Origin of the sequence: Allorhizobium pseudoryzae, from assembly GCF_011046245.1 — a bacterium.
Taxonomy (GTDB): domain Bacteria; phylum Pseudomonadota; class Alphaproteobacteria; order Rhizobiales; family Rhizobiaceae; genus Neorhizobium; species Neorhizobium pseudoryzae.
In genome coordinates, this window is the sequence record NZ_CP049244.1 from 980,281 (window position 1) to 998,070 (window position 17,790).

Sequence of the window (17,790 nt, forward strand, 5' to 3'; positions counted from 1 at the left end):
ATTTTGTACGGGTCGAGGAATAAATGCGCAGCCTGGGAGGAGAAAAGGATGACGCATCATCGAGGATCGGCGCGCGCACGCGCCAGCCATGCCATACGGGTCGCAGCCGCAACGGCGATTGTTCTGGGAAGCGGGGCGGGTTTTGCCGCCGCGCAGACCGTCGTCAAGTGGATGCATGTCGAAACGGTGCCGGCCAATCTCAAGGTGTGGGAGGAGATTGCCGCGGACTATGAAGCCAAACATCCGGATGTCGATGTTCAGTTGCAGTTTCTGGAAAATGAGGCCTTCAAGGCCAAGTTGCCGACCCTGCTGCAGTCGGACGCCGCGCCGGACTTCTTCTACAGCTGGGGTGGCGGCGTTCTGCGTCAGCAGTCGAAGACCGGCGCGCTCATGGATCTGAGCGGCGCAATGAGTGCCGACGGAGGCGCCTGGGCCAAGACCTACAAGCCCGCCGCCCTGAACGGCTTGACGTTTGACGGCAAAACCTATGCGGTTCCCTACCGCATGGGCACGGTCGCCTTCTTCTACAACAAGCAGCTCTTCCAGAAGGCCGGCTTGAAGGCGGAAGACATCAAGACCTGGAATGACCTCCTGCAGGCGGTGAAGACGCTGAAGGCTGCCGGCATTACGCCGATCGCCGGCGGCGGCGGCGAAAAATGGCCTCTGCACTTCTACTGGAGCTATCTGGTGATGCGCAACGGCGGCCAGGCCGTGTTTGACAAGGCCAAGAACAACGAGGGCGACGGATTCCTTGATCCGACGATCATCAAGGCCGGCGAGCAATTGGCGGAACTGGGCAAATTGGAACCGTTCCAGGCCGGCTATCTGGGTGCAACCTGGCCGCAGACGCTCGGCGTGTTCGGTGATGGCAAGGCGGCCATCCTGCTTGGTTTCGAAAATACCGAAGCAAACCAGGCCAAGAATTCGGGTGACGGCAAGGGGATCGGAGCGGAAAACATCGGTCGTTTCCCCTTCCCGGTGGTGGAAGGCGGCGTCGGCAAGGTCACCGACACCCTGGGTGGCCTGAACGGCTGGGCCGTGACGAAAAAAGCCTCGCCGGCTGCGGTTGATTTCCTCAAGTTCCTGACGAGCCCCGAGCAGGAGCGCAGGATGGCAGCCGCGGGGATGTTGATCCCGGCTGCCGCCGGTGCGGAAGATGCCCTCAAAAACCCGCTGATGCGTCAGGCAGCCGATCAGTTGGCGGCCTCCACCTGGCACCAGAACTTCTTCGACCAGGATCTTGGCCCCTCGGTCGGCCGGGTCGTCAACGATGTCTCGGTGGAAATCCTGTCCGGTCAGATGTCGCCCAAGGAGGGGGCACAGATGATCCAGGATGCACGCGCGCTGGAATAGCATGCCCATGGCCATGCCGCCGGTGGAAACGCCGGCGGTTCCAGCCATCGGTCGCCTGAAGCCGCAGGGAGGATAACCACACAATGACAGACCTGACAGCCACGGGAGTGGCAGGACGTGTGCCGTCCGGAACAAAGGTGACCTACAAGAGCCCGACGGCGCGGGGGCGACTGCCGGTTCTCATCCTGTTCCTGCCGCCGGCCCTGCTGCTCTTCACCCTCTTCGTCATCCTGCCGATGGGGGAGGCGGCCTGGTACAGCCTGTATCGCTGGAACGGTTACGGAACGCCGACGGAATTTGTCGGGATCCGCAATTTCACCGTTCTCTTCAACAATGCGGCCTTTTCGCAGGCGCTGATCAACAACGGCCTGATCATCGTCATCTCCCTGCTTTTGCAGATTCCGCTCGCCATCTGGCTTGCCATGATGCTGGCGAACAAGATCACCGGCGTCGTTGCCTTCCGCCTGATCTTCTTCCTGCCCTATGTGCTGGCGGACGTTGCGGCCGGCCTGATCTGGCGCTTTGTCTATGACGGCGATTACGGCCTGTTTGCCGCGATTGCCGGCTTCTTCGGCGTGGCCACGCCCTATGTTCTGGCCGACCGGGATCTGGCGATTTACGCGGTACTGGCGGTCATCGTCTGGAAATATTTTGGCTTTCACATGATGCTCTACATCGCCGGTCTTCAGGCGGTCGATCGCAGCGTTCTGGAGGCTGCCGAGATTGACGGAGCCACCGGCTGGCAGAAGTTCCGTTACGTCACGCTGCCGCTTCTGTCTTCCACCGTCCGGCTGTCCGTCTTCTTCGCGATCATCGGTTCGCTGCAGCTCTTCGATCTCATCATGCCGCTGACCGGCGGCGGGCCGTCGAACTCGACCCAGACCATGGTCACCTTCCTCTATACCTACGGCGTCACGCGCATGCAGGTCGGGTTGGGCAGCGCCGTCGGCGTCGTGCTCTTCGTCATCTGCGTCACGCTCGCCTTCGGTTACAAACGGATCTTCATGCGCCATGACTGACACGACATCCGGCGTCCGCATGACGCCCGCCACCAAACTCTACCTGTATGTCTCGCTGTCGCTCGTCGCAGCCCTCGTCCTCGTGCCGCTGCTGACGACGGCGCTCGGCGGCTTCAAGTCCCTGGGAGATCTCCGCGTCAATCCCTTCGGCCTGCCGGAGAATTGGGTGTGGTCGAACTATACCGACATCCTGTTTGGCGAACGCTACTGGCGGCAGATGGGCAATTCGCTGCTGATCGCGGTGGTGACGGTATTCTTGACCGTCGTCGTCTCCGCCATGGCGGCCTTCACCTTCGCCCATGTGAAGTTCTTCGGCTCCGGGCAACTGATGAACTACTTCCTCATCGGGCTGATGTTTCCGGTCGCCACCGCCATCCTGCCGCTCTTCATCCGCATCCGCGATCTCGGACTGCTCGATTCCTACTGGGGCGTGATCCTGCCGCAGGTGGCGTTCGGGCTGGGTATGAGCATCCTCTTATTCAGGAACTATTTTAGAAACCTCCCGGAGGAATTGTTCCAGGCCGCTTTCGTCGATGGCTGCGGTTACATCCGTTTCTTCTGGTACGTTTCCCTGCCGCTCTCGCGGCCGATCATCGCCACCGTCAGCATCGTCAGCTTCGTCAACAGCTGGAACAGCTATATCCTGCCGCTGATCATGCTGAATACGGAGACGAAATATCCCTGGCCGCTCGGCATCATGGTCTATCGCGGCGAATTCGGCACCGAATGGCAGCTGGTGCTGGCCTTCATCACGCTCACCATCCTGCCGACGATCATCGTCTTTTTCCTCGCCCAGAAACACATCATAGCAGGCCTGACCGCCGGCGCAGTCAAGTCGTGAACCGGAGAATAGCATGGCATCTGTCGAGTTGAGGGACGTCCGCAAGGCCTATGGCGCGCTGGAGGTAATCCACGGCGTGTCACTGGCGATCGAAGACGGCGAGTTCATCGCGCTGGTTGGGCCCTCCGGCTGCGGAAAATCGACGCTTCTTCGCATGATCGCGGGCCTGGAGGACATCAGTGCCGGCGAAGTGATGATTGCCGGTGCGGTGGTCAATTCCATGACGCCACGCGAGCGCAACATCGCGATGGTTTTCCAGTCCTATGCACTTTATCCGCACATGACGGTGGCGGAAAACATGGGCTTCAATCTGAAGCTCTCGGGCGTTGCGAAACCGGAGATCGAAAAGCGGGTTGCCGAAGCGGCTCGTATGCTGGCGCTCGGAGATCTGCTCGGTCGAAAGCCGAGCCAGCTTTCCGGCGGTCAGCGCCAGCGCGTCGCGATGGGGCGTGCGATTGTGCGCGATCCGGCGGTCTTCCTGTTCGATGAGCCGCTCTCCAACCTCGATGCCAAGCTGCGCGTGCAGATGCGCACTGAAATCAAGACGCTGCACCAGAATGTCGGCACCACCTCGGTCTATGTCACGCACGACCAGATCGAGGCAATGACGCTGGCAGACCGCATCGTCGTGCTGAACGGCGGCCGGATCGAACAGGTCGGCACGCCTCTGGATCTCTATCGCACCCCGGCCAATCTGTTCGTTGCCGGCTTCATCGGCTCGCCGGCGATGAATTTCCTCGATGCGGAGGTGGATGGAGGCGGGGCGCGGCCTGCCGCACGTCTCACGGATGGAACGGTGGTGCAACTGGATCACGCCCGGCAGGTCAAGCCCGGCCAGGCGGTGAAGCTCGGCATCCGCCCGGAGCATATCAATGTCGGCACGGCGGGGGATACGATTTTGAGCGGCCAGACGCTGGTCGTGGAGCCGACGGGTGCCCAGACGCATGTAGTGTTCACGCTGGCCGGAGAGCCGATGACCGCGGTCGTCGACGGAGCCTATCCGGCCCGCCATGGCGCACCCTTCGAAGCCTCGGTTGCAGCGGGCCAGGTGCATGTGTTCGATCGCGTAAGCGGCCTGTCTCTTTGATGACGAGGGACCCCGACGGCCCAAGATTCTGGAACACACCATGAAGATCACCGCCATCAAACCTTATATCGCAAGGGTCGGCGTCCGTAATCAGCTTGTCGTCAAGGTGGAGACCGATAGCGGCATCCACGGCTGGGGCGAGTCCGGCCTGTCCTACCGGGAAAAGGCCGTGGCCGGCGCGATCGATCACTATGCGCAGTTCCTGATCGGGCGCGACCCGATGCAGTGTGCGGCCCTCTGGCAGGAAATGTACCGCAGCCAGTATTTTGAGGGCGGTCGGGTGTTGTCGGCGGCGATCGCCTCCCTCGACATCGCCTTTCACGATATTCGCGGCAAGGCGCTTGGCGTGCCGGTGCATCAGCTGCTGGGCGGCCGGCAGCGGGACGGCGTTCCGGCCTTTGCGACAACCTCCGCCGAACCCGGCGAGGAAATGATCGAGCAGGCGGTTCTCCTCAAGGAGGCGGGCTGGACCTGCGTGCGCTTCATCGCTGCCGGTCAGGAAAATCCGGCGCATTTCGAGCCGCGCGAGTCGATTGCCGTAACCGCCGAATGGATGGTGCGCGCCCGTGCCGAACTCGGCCATGCCATGACGCTTGGCGTCGAATACCACCATCGGCTCAGCGTCGCCGAAGCAGCCTCCTTCTGCCAGAAGATGCCGGCGGGAACGCTGGATTTCATCGAGGAGGCCATCCGCGATGAAACGCCGGGGGCTTACGAATCCCTGCGGCGCATGACGGACATCCCCTTTGCGATCGGCGAGGAATTCTCCTCCAAATGGCAGTTTCTTCCCTATATCGAACGGGACATCCTGCAGTTCTGCCGGATGGACATCTGCAATGTCGGCGGTTTTACCGAGGCGATGAAGGTCGCGGGCTGGTGCGAGGCGCATTATGTCGATCTGATGCCGCACAACCCGCTCGGGCCGATCTGCACCGCCGCCTCGGTGCATCTGGCCGCGGCGGTTCCCAATTTTGCCTGGCTGGAATGCCGCCAGAGCCCGGCGGAGACACACTGGGGTTTCGACAACACGACGTTGTTTCCGGGGCAGATCAAGATGGATGGCGCGTTTTACGTCGTGCCGGACGCGCCCGGCCTTGGCGTCGACGTCAATGAAGCCGAGCTTCAGAAGATGCCGTTCGACTATTCGGAACCGCCACATCTGAGGCGCAGCGACGGCTCCTTGACCAATTGGTAGAGAAAGCAACTGCGACCGGGAGCACAGGGATGCTCCCGGTCGCGTGATGGACGCGACGTGTCGAACCGGACTCGCTATGAACGACGGCAAAGGAAACAAAGGGGACCAAGCTCCTTCGCGTCGTCCTCCGGCCCGTCACGTCACGCCCATGACCTCGGCGCAGCGGGAGAGGCTGAAGCCCGCGCCCGCCGTATCCTTCGAGATCCGGATCGACCGGATGATGTTCTGCTGATCCGCCGTCAGTTGAAGCTCGCAAGAGAGCTGTTCCGTGCGGGCCGGCGACAGCAACTGTCCCTGACTGGCCGGGGAGGTTGGAAGGTTCCAGCCGATGCTGGCGCCGCTCGATTTCGTCACCGTCGTCGTGCGGGTCACGCCCGGCTGCGGGTTTTCCACCTTGGTTTCGGTGCGAACCACCTGCCGGCCCCAGACCGGCTGGGTGGTGGCGGTCTGCGGCATGCCGAAGGCCGGCTTGCCAAAGTTGCTGTTCGACCCGAAGGACGGAAGCGGCGGTGGCTGCATCTGCGGCGCGGCATAACGCGCCGGCACGTGGCGGGTGGTTTCCCCGCCCCGCCATGTATAGATGACATTGCCGTTCGCCAGCGTGTAACTCGAGGCTGGCGGTCCGTTCTTGGTGAAGAACTCATCCGCCGATTGTCCCAGCCAGCGACTCTGAACCGCCTGGCTTGCCTGCTCCGTCGTGGTGCAGGAGGTGAGGGTGGCACCGACAATCAATGCCGCACCCAGTCTCAACTTGCGCATTTCCATGGTCTCGCTGTAGGCCGCGCCAGCTTGGCGGGTTATCGTAGAAAGTAACCGCCCATCGGCGCGGTCCTGGCCTTCGCATCCAGTTGGCCGGCCAGCACCGTATTGCCGAGCTTCGTCTGCACCTCTGCCCGTTGCTGGAAGTACGGTCCCCACACCGGATCGGCCTCGCTGGCCTTTAGCAGCAGGGCATCAGCCGCCGCGTAGTCACCGTGTTTGGTGAGAAGCGCGGCCCTGGCGGACAGCACCGACGGATTGTCCGGTTGGGTCTCGACCGCTGCATTGATGAGGGAACTTGCTTCGTCCACCTGCGTGTCGATCAGCAATGTCGCGAGAAGCGCCTTGGCACTTGCCTGAAGCGCCTTGTCCTCCGAACGGGACAGCTCATCCAGCACGTCGCGCGCCCGTGACTTGCTCGCCGCATCCGCTTCTGGACCGAAGGCATCCATCTGCGCGATGAAGAGCTTGCCCCAGATATCGCCTCGCTCCGCGCCGGCGGCATAATGCGCGCGGGCGGCAACCGCGTCCTTCGGCATTCCGAAGCTTCCGTCGCGGTAGAACTGGCCGAGATCCGTCTGCGCCTCTGCCACATGATTGGCCGCCGTGCGGAACGCGGCGATGATTGGCTGCGGGTCGTCGCCCGGCTTGAAGCCCATCATCTTCAGGCGCGCTGCGGGATAGGCCGCATCCCTATATCCCGCGGCGATCGCCTTCTCGTATAGCGCCAAAGCCTTCGCATCGTCTTTCTCGACCCCCAACCCTTCCTTGGTGAGGCTGGCAATATTGTTGTAGCCGAGACCGATACCGGCATCGGCGGCCTTGCTGTAATGCGCGTAAGCGAGTTTGTAATCCTGCGGGACACCCAGGCCGTTGTCGTAGAGATAACCGATCCCCGTCTCCGCAAGGACATAGCCCTGCGAGGCGGCCTTCTTATAGAGCTCCATCGCACGCTGCGGGTTGCCGAGCTGCAATTCGCTCCGGCCGAGCTGGAAGGCGAGGCGCGGGACCTCCGGATGTTCGCGCAGGGCCACTTCGCAGGCTTCCTTGGCGCGGGGGCCATCCACCTCTTTGATCGGAACACCCGGCGAACCCAGGTCAGGATCAAAGTTGCTGCCGGCCAGCCGGTCGCATTCCCGCATCAGATCCTCGGAAAATGCCGGTGCCGAAACGATCACCCACAATGCCGAAACGGTCACGAGCGTAATCGGCAAACCTCGTTTAAGATATGATGTGCGTTGAACCATCACGATTGCGTTTCCCCGTGTCGTTTCTTGCGGCCGGATCTACAGGGAATCGAAAGGTCGGTGTTATTCTCGCCGTCTCAAAATCGGAAGCGTGCTTGCCTCTGCGTATCAGAATGTGGCAAGCCCCGGATCAGGGTGGAGCGGGAGGAACAGGATTGGCATCTGCAAAGAAGACACCTGTTATTTTGCACCGCTTCTCGACGGATATGGTGGCGCACGAACTTCGGTTCGAAGCCTTCCGCAGCCGCATCAACACCATGTTCGACATGCAGGACCCCGATCCCGACACGCGCCGTGGCTTTGCCGGCGGCATCGAAAGCGTCAACATGGGCGCCATGCTCATCTCCAGCATGCGGACGCAGACCTTTCGTTTCGAGCGGCCGCGGCAAAGGCTGGTACGGGATTTTCTGGATCATATTCTCCTGCGCGTCGATCTGGCATGTCCTCTGGACCAGAACGGACGTCCTGCAGCTTTGACCGTCCTCGATCTGGGCCGTGTATCGGAAGGGGGGATGACGCCGGCGCACAATGTGTCCGTGGTCTTTTCGAGAGCCTCGCTTGGGCCTGCCGCCGAAGACATTTCCCGGCTGCATGGCGAGAGCCTGACCTATCCGACAGCAATTTTCCTCGCGGACCACATCCTGTCGCTCTTCCGCATGGGGCGCAATGTCGAGGCGGAAACGGTGCCGCAGGAGTTGTTATCCCTCACACCCACCCTGGTTGCAGCCTGCCTCGATCCCCAGCAGATCAGCATTCGTCGGGCCCGCAACGACATCGACACGATGATGCTGGTGCGCGCCCGCGATTTCATCCAGTCCAATCTCTCCTCGCCAATGCTGACGCCGGACCTCGTTGCCCGCGAGATCGGTGTGTCTCGCGCCACCCTTTATCGCCTCTTCGATCCGGCGGGCGGCGTCGCGCGCGTGATCCGCGAGGCGCGCATCAAAGCGGCGGCCAGAAGCCTCACCCGCGCCGGTGCCGATACGCGTATCGGCGACATCGCGCATGCCTTCTGTTTTGCCAGCGACGCGCATTTCAGCCGCGCCTTCAAGGCGCAGTTCGGCTGTACGCCCCGTGAATTCCGGACGGCGCTGACGGAGGGCGAGGCCGGTCGGGGCGACGCGGATGCGGTGCGCCTCGTTTTCCCGACCTGGCTTGCGGCATTGTGAGCAGCGGTCTTCAGGCCGGCTGAGCCGTGCCAATCCGCAAGCCATCGGCGCCGAAGAGATGCAGCGGCGCGTTTTTCCAGGACAGCGTGACGGCGTCTCCCGTCATGAGGCGGCGCTGGCCGGGCACGATCGCCAGCAGCTTCTGGCCGAGCATCTCGGCATGGACGACGGTTTCCGAGCCGAGCGCCTCGACCATGCGCACCGTCGCTGCAAGGCCGGATGCGCTATCGCCACCGGCAAGTTCGATATGCTGCGGCCGGATGCCAAGCGATACTTTTTCGCCGGCTTTGAGCGTGGTGCCTGGAAGCGGGATGGCGATCAGCGTGCCTTCTCCTGCCTTGACCGTCAGGCCATCCGGCGTGCCGCCCGCCACCTCCGCCTCGATGAAGTTCATATGCGGCGCGCCGATGAAGCCCGCGACGAAGCGGTTGGCGGGTTCGTTGTAGAGATCGAGCGGCGTGCCCACCTGCTCGATCCGCCCGGCGCGCATCACGACGATGCGGTTGGCGAGCGTCATCGCCTCCACCTGGTCATGCGTCACGTAGATCATGGTCGATTTCAGCCGTGCATGCAGTGCTGCGATTTCCGCACGCGTGGAAACGCGCAGTTCCGCATCGAGGTTGGACAGCGGCTCGTCGAGCAGGAAGGCGGTCGGGCGGCGCACGATGGCGCGGCCGATGGCCACGCGCTGGCGCTGACCGCCCGAGAGTTGGCCGGGGCGGCGGTCCATGTAGCTGTCTATTTCGAGCATCCGCGCTGCCTCGGCGATGCGCGTCGCGATCTCCGCCTTCGGCATGCCGGAGTTCTCCAGCCCGAAGGCAAGGTTCTGGCGCACCGTCATATGCGGATAAAGCGCGTAGGACTGGAAGACCATGGCCAGTCCGCGGTCGGCGGCGGAGACGTCGTTGACGCGGGTTCCGTTGATCTTCAGATCGCCGCCGGTCACCTTTTCCAGGCCGGCGATGACGCGCAGCAGGGTTGACTTGCCGCAGCCGGACGGACCGACGAAGACGACGAACTCGCCTTCTTCGATTGCGAGATGGATGTCATGCAGAACATGCACCGCGCCGTAGGATTTCTGGATGTTGGAAAGTGTGATGCTACCCATGTCGGATATCCTATTTCAGCCCGGAGCCGGCAATGCCGGTGGTGATGAAGCGCTGGAGGAAGATGAAGACCAGCACGACCGGGATCATGGTGACGACCGTCATCGCCAGGATGTAGTGCCACTGCACGTTGAGCTCGCCGGAATAGATCGAGAGACCGACCTGCAGCGTGTAGAGCTCGCGTCGCGACAGAACGATGAGCGGCCAGAGAAAGTCATTCCAGCGCCAGACGACGGAGAAGATGGCGAGAACCGCGAGTGCCGGCGCCGTCAGCGGCACGATGATGCGCCAGTAGATCTGCCATTCCGACGCCTTGTCCATGCGCGCCGCGTCGATCAACTCATCGGGGATGGTCAGCATGTATTGGCGCAGGATGAAGACGCCGGTCGGGGTTGCCACCGTCGGAAGGATCACGCCCCACAGGCTGTTGAACAGGCCAACCGACGAGATGATCGAATAGAGCGGCACGAGGATGACCGACAGCGGCACCATCAGTGTCGCAAGGATCACCAGCATCGCGGCGTTTCGGCCCTTGAATTCGTATTTCGACAGGGCAAAGGCCGCCATGGAGTTGACGATCAGCGTGATCAGCGTCGCCGTGACGGTGACGAAAACCGAGTTCCACAGATAGCGGAAGAAATCGAACTGCATGAAGGGCTGCGTGTAGTTCTCCGTGGCAAAGGAGATTTCCCGCACCGGCTCCCGGTCGCCGATATTGACCCTGATGATCTCGCCCGGCGCCTTTGGATCGACCATCTGGCTGACGATGCCAATGCGCCGGACTTCGGCCAGAACCCGCGTTGAGCCATCGGCAAGCTTCGCGTTGAACAGCGGCAGCGGCTTTTCATAGCCCTCGACCTGCACCTGCTGCGTCACATAGGGCAGGATGCTCGGCGGAAACTCGGCAAGCCCGGCCGGTGTCTTGAAGGAGGAAAAGGTCAGCCAGACGGCCGGGCCGAACATCACCAGCAGGCCACCGATCAGCCAGACCCAGGTGACGATGTCGGTCCAGTGCCAGCCTTTGCCGCCGCGGCGGCGCGTGAGGAAAGCGATTGCGGTACTCATCGGCGTTTCCCCTTGTTCTCGTTCTTGCGACCGACGCCCAGTTGAAGCAGCGTGAGCACCACCAGCACCAGGCCCATCAGGATGGAGGCGGCTGCGGCAAGGCCGGCATTGCGGGGCAAGGAGACGAAGCCCGTTTCGTAGATATATTGCGTGAGGAACAGCGTGCTGGTGCCGGGTCCGCCGCCGGTCAGGACGAAGACCTCGTCGAACACCTGCACGGCCTTGATGAGGGCAAGCACGATGACGACCAGGAGGTTCGGCATCAGAAGCGGAAGCGTGATGCGCCAGAAGATGCGCGCGGGTCGGGTCCCGTCCATCTCGGCGGCCTCGTAGAGATCCTTCGGGATTGCCTGCAGACCGGCGAGCAGGATCAGCGTGTAGAAGCCCATATGCGCCCAGATGGAGACGCCGACGACGGCACCAAAGGCAAAGGTGCGATCCGTCAGCCAGGTATAGGGCTCGACGCCGAAGGGGTAGAGCATCGAGTTCAACAGGCCCTGCCGCTGCAGGATCCAACGCCAGATCAGGCCGACGACGACCGGCGACAGCAGAACGGGAAAGAAGAAGACGGCGCGCCAGAAGGAGCGCCCAATCAGTTCGCGGTTGAGGATCAGCGCGGTGATCAGCGAGACGAGGATCATCAGGCTGACCTGCAGCACGACGAACCAGAAGGTGTTGCCGACGGCGGTCCAGAAGGCATCCTCCTGGCAGGACATCGGATCGAGGTAGTTCGTGCAGTTGAAGATCTGCCGATACTGGTCGGCGCCGACGAAGGTGCGTTCATCGAGGAACAGCGCCGATCCGCCGGTGACCGAGTAGGCAAGATTGATGACGAGCGGCAGGAGGACGAATATGCCGAAGATCAGCATGTTCGGGGCGAGGAAGAAGGCCGCCATGCCGCCGATGCCGGTCTTTTTCTGCAGATAGCGGAGCGGTCGGTCGGCCAGGCCCATGACGAGATGGACCGGCGCCAGCAGCACCGAAAGCCAGTCGGTTCGTTGCGGCGTCACCGGCCGCTCGGATGGGGGTTTGGGCTGCGCCATGGGGCAATTCCTCATGCATCGGGTGCCGCGCGGTAATACGCGCGGGCAAGGCCCGCCCACCCCGTTAGACACAAGGGGCAGGCGGGTGTTTCACGATCAGGTCTGGCTCAGAGGCCCGAGGCCTTCACCTTCTCGGCCACATCGCTGTCGATGCGGGAAAAGGCGTCCGCTGCCGACATTTCACCGGCCACCGCCTGGGCGACACGGGTCACGACCGCGCCGTACATCGTGTCGGACCAGCGCCAGCCCGGCATTTTCAGCGCGAGATCGGAGGTGGTCTTGGTGGCGTTGACGAAGGTGTTCAGCGCGTCCTTGACGAGCTGGCTATCCGACTTGAAGTTCACGCCTTCGGCAATGACGCCCTTGTGCGCCGGCAGGAACAGAGTGCGCTCGGAGAATTCCTTCACGATGTCCTTGCGGGCCAGGTAATCCATGACCTTGGCGACTTCTTTGGCGTTCTTGGTGTATTTCACCGCCACGAGGGCAGCGCCACCGGGAAGGCCGGTGCAGGCCGTCGGGCCGCAGGGGCTGCCGGTTGCCACCCAGTCGAAATTATTGCCGATCTTCTTGGCAAAGTTCGGGACCTGCCAGGAGCCGGCATAATAGAAGGCGACCTGACCGTTGATGAAGTCATCGGCCGCGGCGCGGTAGGACTGGCCGGCCGCAGACACCCAGACGTCCTTCGACATGGTGCCGTCCTTCGACCAGTCGATGAACTTGCCGAAATAGGTCTTGGCGCCCTCGTTGAGCGGCGCAGGCTTGCCACCCGCCCCCATATAGTCCGCGCCGTAGGAGATCGCCGGCCCGGTGATGCGGTGACCGGAACGGTCCATCGCCATCGGGTAGGGGATCTGCTGGCTGGCGGCGACCTTCTTGGCAGCGGCCGCCCAGTCATCCCAGGTGGCCTTCGGACCCGGCAGCGGAACGCCTGCCTGCTCGAACAGCGTCTTGTTGGCAAAACCGCCGGTCAGCGTCAGCTGCGTCATGAAGCCGGAGATCTGGTTGGACCCGTCGGGCCGCATCCAGTCGGCATTGGCGCCGAAATTCTCGTCCCAATACTTGGCATCGGCCACCAGCGGGCGTAGGTCGAGCCAGTGCTTGGACAGGTCCTTGATCGCGGTGACGCGGGCGATATCCGGGCCATTGCCGGCTTCCAGCTGCACCGGCAGCTGTTCCTTGATCACGCTATAGGCAACATTGTCCACAATGACGTTGATGCCCGGATTGTCCTTCATGAACCGGTTGATCAGGTCCTGGAACACTTCCCCTTCGATGCCGTCCGAATACCACATGATGCGCACATCACCGGCCTGCGCGGTGGTTGCCATCAGCGCCAGTGCCGATGCAGCCAGAATCGATTTCAATGCCATGGTCTTTCCTCCTCCTTGTGGGGCAGATCCTCCATCCGCCCCGGTTATTTTAAAGTGCAATGGCCTCGCCCGTTACCGTGTAGTCCTCGCGGCGTAGGGTGCGGCCTTCGGCATTCACCGATCCGTCGGCCATGAACTTGACGGGGCCGTAGTCCGGATCGTGGATGATGATCGTGCCATCCTCCGCCACCTCGGCCGTCAGTCCGCCGTAGCGCGTCTCGGCGCTCATAAGGTCGCCGGCTTCCGCAAGTCGTACGATCCAGCGCGTCTTGCGTCCGGCAAGCCTCAATTCCGCGCTGGCGGACGGTCCTTCCGTGACAGGCAGAAGGTCGCCGCTGCCGATCAGAAGCGCAACACCTGTGCCGCTGCGGGCAAGGGCCGCGTTACCGGCCACGCGGCTCTCCTCGAACTCCGCCTGCGGGAACCAGGCATGCGAGAATTCCGGCTGGTCCTCGTGCACGTCGAAATCGGCAATCGCCAGTCCGCGATACTGTTGCACTCTCGGCACCGTGCCGCAACCGCCCCAATAGGACGGCCGACCGTAGCCCAACTGGATCACCTCGCCCGGATGGTTGATCCAGATCGCCGCTTCCGGCTTTTCACCGATGCGCAGGTGCAGGACCGTCTCCTGATAGCCCCAGTCCTTCCACCGGTAATGCACGGCGGAGCCCATGGCGTAGTGTTCGCCCTTGTAGTGATAAAGCGCGGCAAACTTGTCCTGCCCCTGGGCAAAGCGCCATTCCTGATGGGAAGAGCCGCGATGGTCGGCAATCGCCAGCAATTCGGCCGGCACCTCAAGCCCGTGATCACGCAGGCAGACGGCCAGTTGCGGCAGGGCATGCACGCGGCGGCCATACCAGCCCTTGCCCCAGAGCAGGCGAGCAACGCCCGACAGTTCCAGCGAGCGGCCGGCGCACAGCGTGTGTTCGTAGGAGCGGCCTTGCGCTGCCGTCACCATGCCGTGATGGGCGGAGCGGGCAATGACCTCGCAGAGCCGGATGATGCCGGCCTTGGCGCGGTCGGCGATGTCCTTGTCGGGGGAAAGAGCCGCCAGCGCCGTCAACCCCTTCAGGTCGATCGGGAAATAGGGGGCGGAGTTGAATTCCGCCATTTCCCAGTGTTCGAAGTGATCGAGCCAGGCGCGAACCCGCGCGGCGCCGATCTTCGACTGCTCGGCGCCCTTGCGGCCCGAGCGGACGAAGGTCGCCTCGGGAAGCAGATGGCCGGCGAGATAGCAGGCGGTGTGGAAGAGCAGCGCGTGGTTTTCGGAAAAATACCACTGCACGTCATTGCCGGGCTCGTCCATCCAGTAGCGATAGTTGAGGATGGCGCCGTCGATGCGGGCGCGGGTCTTGTCGTTGATGTCCTGGCCCCACACGGTGCGCGACCAGATGAGCGGCACCAGCGAGAAATCGGCGCAGTCGTGGCAATCCTCGATCGAGGGCAGGATCTCCTCGATCATCGCGTCCGTATCGGCACCGGCGCGACCGCTGGCGAGGCGAGCAAAGGCCCGCACGGTGTCGCGCTCGGAATGCTCGGAAATGGCATCCAGCGTTTCGCTGATCCGGTCGGCAAGCGCGGCGGGCGCTGAACCCTGACGCTCCGCATGGCAGATCTCGACGCCGAGCGGACGGGCGGCGACGAAGCCGCCGGCGTCCAGCGTGATGCGGAAATGGCGGAAATCGGCGGGCGCCTGTTCGGCGGGACCGAGATTGAGGCGGGTGGCGCCGGCTTCCAGCTTGAAATCATGGTCGAAGCGTTCGCGCGACATGAAATCGCCCTCGACCGCAACGTTCACATCGACGGCAACCGGCAGCGGCTTGGCGAAGAGAAGCGTGATGTCGCCGGAGAAGTAAGCGGGGCGGTCGAGATGCATGCCTTCGAGCGCCGTCTCGATGCTTTCGGCCACGGACCCTTCGACCGGTACCGGAATTGCGATCTTAGCCACCGGTCCCGACAGGTAGTCGAACTGGTAGAAATAGCGGGCGTCGCGCTCCGCCAAATCGTCGAAGAAGAGCGTGATCTCGTTCAGGCCCGCCTTCAGCGGCAGAGCGAACTCCTGTTTGGTTTCCAGATTGCGGCCATAGGGCGCCATCCAGCCGATTTCTTCGCCGTTGAGGAAGAGGACCGCGCCGCCGCAGGTGCCGAGCCGGATTTTGGCCGGACCAGCTTCCGATGCCTCGATATGGGTACGGGCCCAGGTGGCAAGCCGGGTCGGGCGGAACCAGAAACCGGAGAGATCGACGCGCGGCGAGCCGAAGGGCAGCCACCAGCGAGCGGCCTCGAATTGGCCACGCACATCCGGGCGCTTGCCACGATAGGTCTCGGCAAAAATCGTCCGGCAGGGATACTCGTGCGGAATGAAGTTCTTGTGCTTGGTGAGGAAGAAGAAGGGATCCATCTCGCCCTTCATCGGCTGGTCGGGCGTATCGAACCGCTCTTCCATCACCGCGCCGAGCTGCCAGTAGCGCACCGGTTCACCGGCGCTGAGAGGCTTTCGCATGTAGGTCTGTTCAGTCGTCATTTCAGGTCCGCCACGGCCACCGGGGCCACATCATTATATTCCTGGTTTTCGCCGGTCATGCCCCAGACGAAGGCGTAAGGGCCGGTGCCGGCCCCCATATGGATCGACCAGGCGGGAGACAGCACCGCATCGCCACCGGCGACGATCAGGTTGCGCGTCTGGTCCGGGCGTCCCATCAGATGAATGACGCGGTCGTCCGCGCCCATGTCGAAATAGCAATAGGCTTCCATGCGCCGCTCGTGCAGATGCGGCGGCATGGTGTTCCAGACGCTGCCTTCGGCGAGATCGGTGATGCCCATCAGAAGCAGGCAGGACGGCGCCACCTGCGGATGGATATACATGCGCAGCCTGCGCTTATTGGAACGCTTCTCCTCACCGAGTTCGAGCAGCTTCGATTGCGCCCGCGTGATCAGGCGATGGGGAAAATCGGCGCCGGCCGGAACGGAGTTCATGTAGAAGCGCGCGGGCTTTTCCGGATCGGCGGAGCGGACCTCGATCGTCCGCGCGCCGCGCCCGATATAAAGCACGTCGCGATTGTCGAGGGCGAAGTCCTCACCATCCACCGTGATGGAACCGGCGCCGCCAAGATTGGCAATGCCCATCTCGCGGGCCGACAGGAGATAGGGCGTGCCGATGTCCTCACCGGAACCGAAGGTGAGCGGCGATGTGGTTGGCACCGCGCCGCCGAGGATCAGTCGGTCCACATGGGTGTAGACGAAGGTCGCCTGACCGGCGGCAAACAGGTCCTCGATGAGGAATTCCTTGCGCAGGCGCTCCGTATCGTAGGTCTTGATGTCCTCGGGAGAGGCTCCGTAAAGAACGCGCATCGTCATGCCGCTTTCTCCGCCGCGTCCACGTGGCTCAGCGCCTCCGACAGGCAGAGGATCGAGAGCGCCTGGCCGTAACCGGTCGGCTGGATGGGGATGTCCTTGTAGAACTGCAGGTCGTGGCCCATGCGCGTGCCGTAGGAGACGTTCAGCACCGTGCCGCTGTCGTCGATATTGTCCATCACGAAGCGGACGGCCTTGAGACCCGCTTCACGCCAGGCCGGCGTGCCGAGACCAAGGCGATAACCCTTCAGCAGGCCGTAACCGATGCCGGCGGTCGCGGATGTCTCCTCGTAGGAGGTCGGATCGTCGAGCAGGGTGCGCCAGGCGCCGCTTTTCGCTTGCAGCGGCAGAAGCGCATTCACCTGTGCGGTCAATACACCGAGCAGGAAATCCTTCACCGGCTTCGGAAGTTCGGCAAGGTCGATGAGGTCGAAGATGCCGGCGGTGATCCAGGCATTGCCGCGGGCCCAGCGGGCGCGGGCGAAGTTGTGGCGACCCTGAAACGTCCAGCCGTGGAACCAGAGGCCGGTTTCCACGTCGGAGAGGTAGCGGGCGTGGACGAGGAATTGGCGTGCCGCCTCGTCCACCAGTTCCTGCCGGCCGCTCGCCTGACCGTAGGAGGCCAGGAACAGCGCTACCATGTAGAGGGTGTCGTCCCAGAGTTCGTTGTCGTTCACCTTGTCGGAGACATGGTGCTCGAAGGCGCCTTCCTCCGTGCGTCCCATGTCTGCCATCACCCGGTCGGCCCAGGCATCGAGCGGCGCCTTCCAGCGGTCGTCCTGCGTTTCGCGCCAGAGAACGGAAAGGCCAAGCATCGGCGCGGTCGTGTTGACGTTGAGCGACGGCAGACCTGCCGCGAGCCGCGCCTCGTACCAGCCCTCGACCAGCGCCTTCAGGTCGTCGCGGCCGGTAAACTGCCAGAGCCGGATCAGGCCATAGAGCCCGACTCCTTGCGGCCATTCCCAGCTATCGAAGGAAATATAGTCGCCGGCGGTGCCATCGAGATTTGGTTCGTGAAAACGACCGTCGTGCTTCAAGCCGGTCATGCCGGCCACCAGCCGATCAAGATTGGCAAGAATGGTGGTGCCATTCAGGGCCATGAAATCCTCCCGTCTTCCGCCTCTCCCAAGGCGGTCATGTCTTGAGGCTCAGCAAAACACTGAGAAAAAGATTGCGCAAGCT

The 17,790-nt window shown here is 62.8% G+C and carries 15 protein-coding genes; 6 read left to right on the forward strand and 9 right to left on the reverse strand.

Going from position 1 to position 17,790, the window contains the following annotated elements:
- Positions 1 to 48: 48 nt before the first annotated feature.
- From G6N78_RS23400 to G6N78_RS23420, 5 genes are all read left to right on the forward strand, one after another.
- The gene (locus G6N78_RS23400; RefSeq protein ID WP_165224608.1) at positions 49 to 1,353 is read left to right on the forward strand and encodes an ABC transporter substrate-binding protein; all 1,305 of its coding nucleotides are present in this window, start codon (positions 49 to 51) and stop codon (positions 1,351 to 1,353) included.
- 83 nt (positions 1,354 to 1,436) lie between these two features.
- Complete coding sequence (locus tag G6N78_RS23405; protein WP_165224610.1) at positions 1,437 to 2,372, forward strand: carbohydrate ABC transporter permease; 936 nt, start codon at positions 1,437 to 1,439, stop codon at positions 2,370 to 2,372.
- Positions 2,365 to 3,213, forward strand: a complete 849-nt coding sequence (locus G6N78_RS23410; RefSeq protein WP_165224612.1) for a carbohydrate ABC transporter permease — start codon at positions 2,365 to 2,367, stop codon at positions 3,211 to 3,213. Before G6N78_RS23405 ends, G6N78_RS23410 begins: the two co-directional genes overlap by 8 nt.
- A gap of 13 nt (positions 3,214 to 3,226) precedes the next feature.
- Entirely contained in the window at positions 3,227 to 4,300 is a 1,074-nt protein-coding gene (locus G6N78_RS23415) for an ABC transporter ATP-binding protein (RefSeq protein WP_165224614.1), read from the forward strand.
- A gap of 40 nt (positions 4,301 to 4,340) precedes the next feature.
- Positions 4,341 to 5,495: a mandelate racemase/muconate lactonizing enzyme family protein gene (locus G6N78_RS23420; RefSeq protein WP_165224616.1), complete on the forward strand. Its 1,155-nt coding sequence runs from the start codon at positions 4,341 to 4,343 to the stop codon at positions 5,493 to 5,495.
- A gap of 135 nt (positions 5,496 to 5,630) precedes the next feature.
- On the opposite strand, the gene G6N78_RS23425 is transcribed toward G6N78_RS23420, so the two are convergent.
- Positions 5,631 to 6,254 carry a hypothetical protein gene (locus G6N78_RS23425; protein WP_165224618.1) on the reverse strand — a complete coding sequence of 208 codons (624 nt, stop codon included), beginning with the start codon at positions 6,252 to 6,254 and terminating at the stop codon, positions 5,631 to 5,633.
- Positions 6,255 to 6,292: 38 nt separating this feature from the next.
- Complete coding sequence (locus tag G6N78_RS23430) at positions 6,293 to 7,453, reverse strand: tetratricopeptide repeat protein (protein ID WP_165224621.1); 1,161 nt, start codon at positions 7,451 to 7,453, stop codon at positions 6,293 to 6,295.
- Positions 7,454 to 7,656: 203 nt separating this feature from the next.
- On the opposite strand from G6N78_RS23430, the gene G6N78_RS23435 reads away from it, so the two are divergent.
- The gene (locus G6N78_RS23435) at positions 7,657 to 8,670 is read left to right on the forward strand and encodes a helix-turn-helix domain-containing protein (protein WP_165224624.1); all 1,014 of its coding nucleotides are present in this window, start codon (positions 7,657 to 7,659) and stop codon (positions 8,668 to 8,670) included.
- Between the two features lie 10 nt (positions 8,671 to 8,680).
- On the opposite strand, the gene G6N78_RS23440 is transcribed toward G6N78_RS23435, so the two are convergent.
- The 7 genes from G6N78_RS23440 to bglB form a co-directional block, all read right to left on the reverse strand.
- Positions 8,681 to 9,778, reverse strand: a complete 1,098-nt coding sequence (locus tag G6N78_RS23440; RefSeq protein ID WP_165224627.1) for an ABC transporter ATP-binding protein — start codon at positions 9,776 to 9,778, stop codon at positions 8,681 to 8,683.
- Between the two features lie 10 nt (positions 9,779 to 9,788).
- Positions 9,789 to 10,841: a carbohydrate ABC transporter permease gene (locus G6N78_RS23445; RefSeq protein WP_165224630.1), complete on the reverse strand. Its 1,053-nt coding sequence runs from the start codon at positions 10,839 to 10,841 to the stop codon at positions 9,789 to 9,791.
- Positions 10,838 to 11,794, reverse strand: a complete 957-nt coding sequence (locus G6N78_RS23450; protein WP_234906103.1) for a carbohydrate ABC transporter permease — start codon at positions 11,792 to 11,794, stop codon at positions 10,838 to 10,840. Before G6N78_RS23450 ends, G6N78_RS23445 begins: the two co-directional genes overlap by 4 nt.
- Positions 11,795 to 11,991: 197 nt before the next feature.
- Positions 11,992 to 13,254 (reverse strand): ABC transporter substrate-binding protein, encoded by a 1,263-nt coding sequence (locus tag G6N78_RS23455; RefSeq protein ID WP_165224636.1) that lies wholly within the window; start codon positions 13,252 to 13,254, stop codon positions 11,992 to 11,994.
- A gap of 49 nt (positions 13,255 to 13,303) precedes the next feature.
- Positions 13,304 to 15,778, reverse strand: a complete 2,475-nt coding sequence (locus G6N78_RS23460; protein WP_165224639.1) for a hypothetical protein — start codon at positions 15,776 to 15,778, stop codon at positions 13,304 to 13,306.
- Complete coding sequence (kduI, locus tag G6N78_RS23465; RefSeq protein ID WP_165224642.1) at positions 15,775 to 16,611, reverse strand: 5-dehydro-4-deoxy-D-glucuronate isomerase; 837 nt, start codon at positions 16,609 to 16,611, stop codon at positions 15,775 to 15,777. Before kduI ends, G6N78_RS23460 begins: the two co-directional genes overlap by 4 nt.
- A complete protein-coding gene (gene bglB, locus G6N78_RS23470; RefSeq protein WP_165224645.1) occupies positions 16,608 to 17,708 on the reverse strand; it encodes a beta-galactosidase BglB in 1,101 nt (366 codons plus the stop codon). Before bglB ends, kduI begins: the two co-directional genes overlap by 4 nt.
- Positions 17,709 to 17,790 lie beyond the last annotated feature (82 nt).

Coding starts and splice junctions, on each gene's coding strand:
- G6N78_RS23450 (WP_234906103.1), bottom strand. CDS start 11,794: ATGGGCCTGGCCGACCGACCGCTCCGCTATCTGCAGAAAAAGACCGGC.
- G6N78_RS23400 (WP_165224608.1), top strand. CDS start 49: ATGACGCATCATCGAGGATCGGCGCGCGCACGCGCCAGCCATGCCATA.
- G6N78_RS23440 (WP_165224627.1), bottom strand. CDS start 9,778: ATGGGTAGCATCACACTTTCCAACATCCAGAAATCCTACGGCGCGGTG.
- G6N78_RS23460 (WP_165224639.1), bottom strand. CDS start 15,778: ATGACGACTGAACAGACCTACATGCGAAAGCCTCTCAGCGCCGGTGAA.
- G6N78_RS23410 (WP_165224612.1), top strand. CDS start 2,365: ATGACTGACACGACATCCGGCGTCCGCATGACGCCCGCCACCAAACTC.
- G6N78_RS23405 (WP_165224610.1), top strand. CDS start 1,437: ATGACAGACCTGACAGCCACGGGAGTGGCAGGACGTGTGCCGTCCGGA.
- G6N78_RS23415 (WP_165224614.1), top strand. CDS start 3,227: ATGGCATCTGTCGAGTTGAGGGACGTCCGCAAGGCCTATGGCGCGCTG.
- kduI (WP_165224642.1), bottom strand. CDS start 16,611: ATGACGATGCGCGTTCTTTACGGAGCCTCTCCCGAGGACATCAAGACC.
- G6N78_RS23420 (WP_165224616.1), top strand. CDS start 4,341: ATGAAGATCACCGCCATCAAACCTTATATCGCAAGGGTCGGCGTCCGT.
- G6N78_RS23425 (WP_165224618.1), bottom strand. CDS start 6,254: ATGCGCAAGTTGAGACTGGGTGCGGCATTGATTGTCGGTGCCACCCTC.
- G6N78_RS23445 (WP_165224630.1), bottom strand. CDS start 10,841: ATGAGTACCGCAATCGCTTTCCTCACGCGCCGCCGCGGCGGCAAAGGC.
- bglB (WP_165224645.1), bottom strand. CDS start 17,708: ATGGCCCTGAATGGCACCACCATTCTTGCCAATCTTGATCGGCTGGTG.
- G6N78_RS23455 (WP_165224636.1), bottom strand. CDS start 13,254: ATGGCATTGAAATCGATTCTGGCTGCATCGGCACTGGCGCTGATGGCA.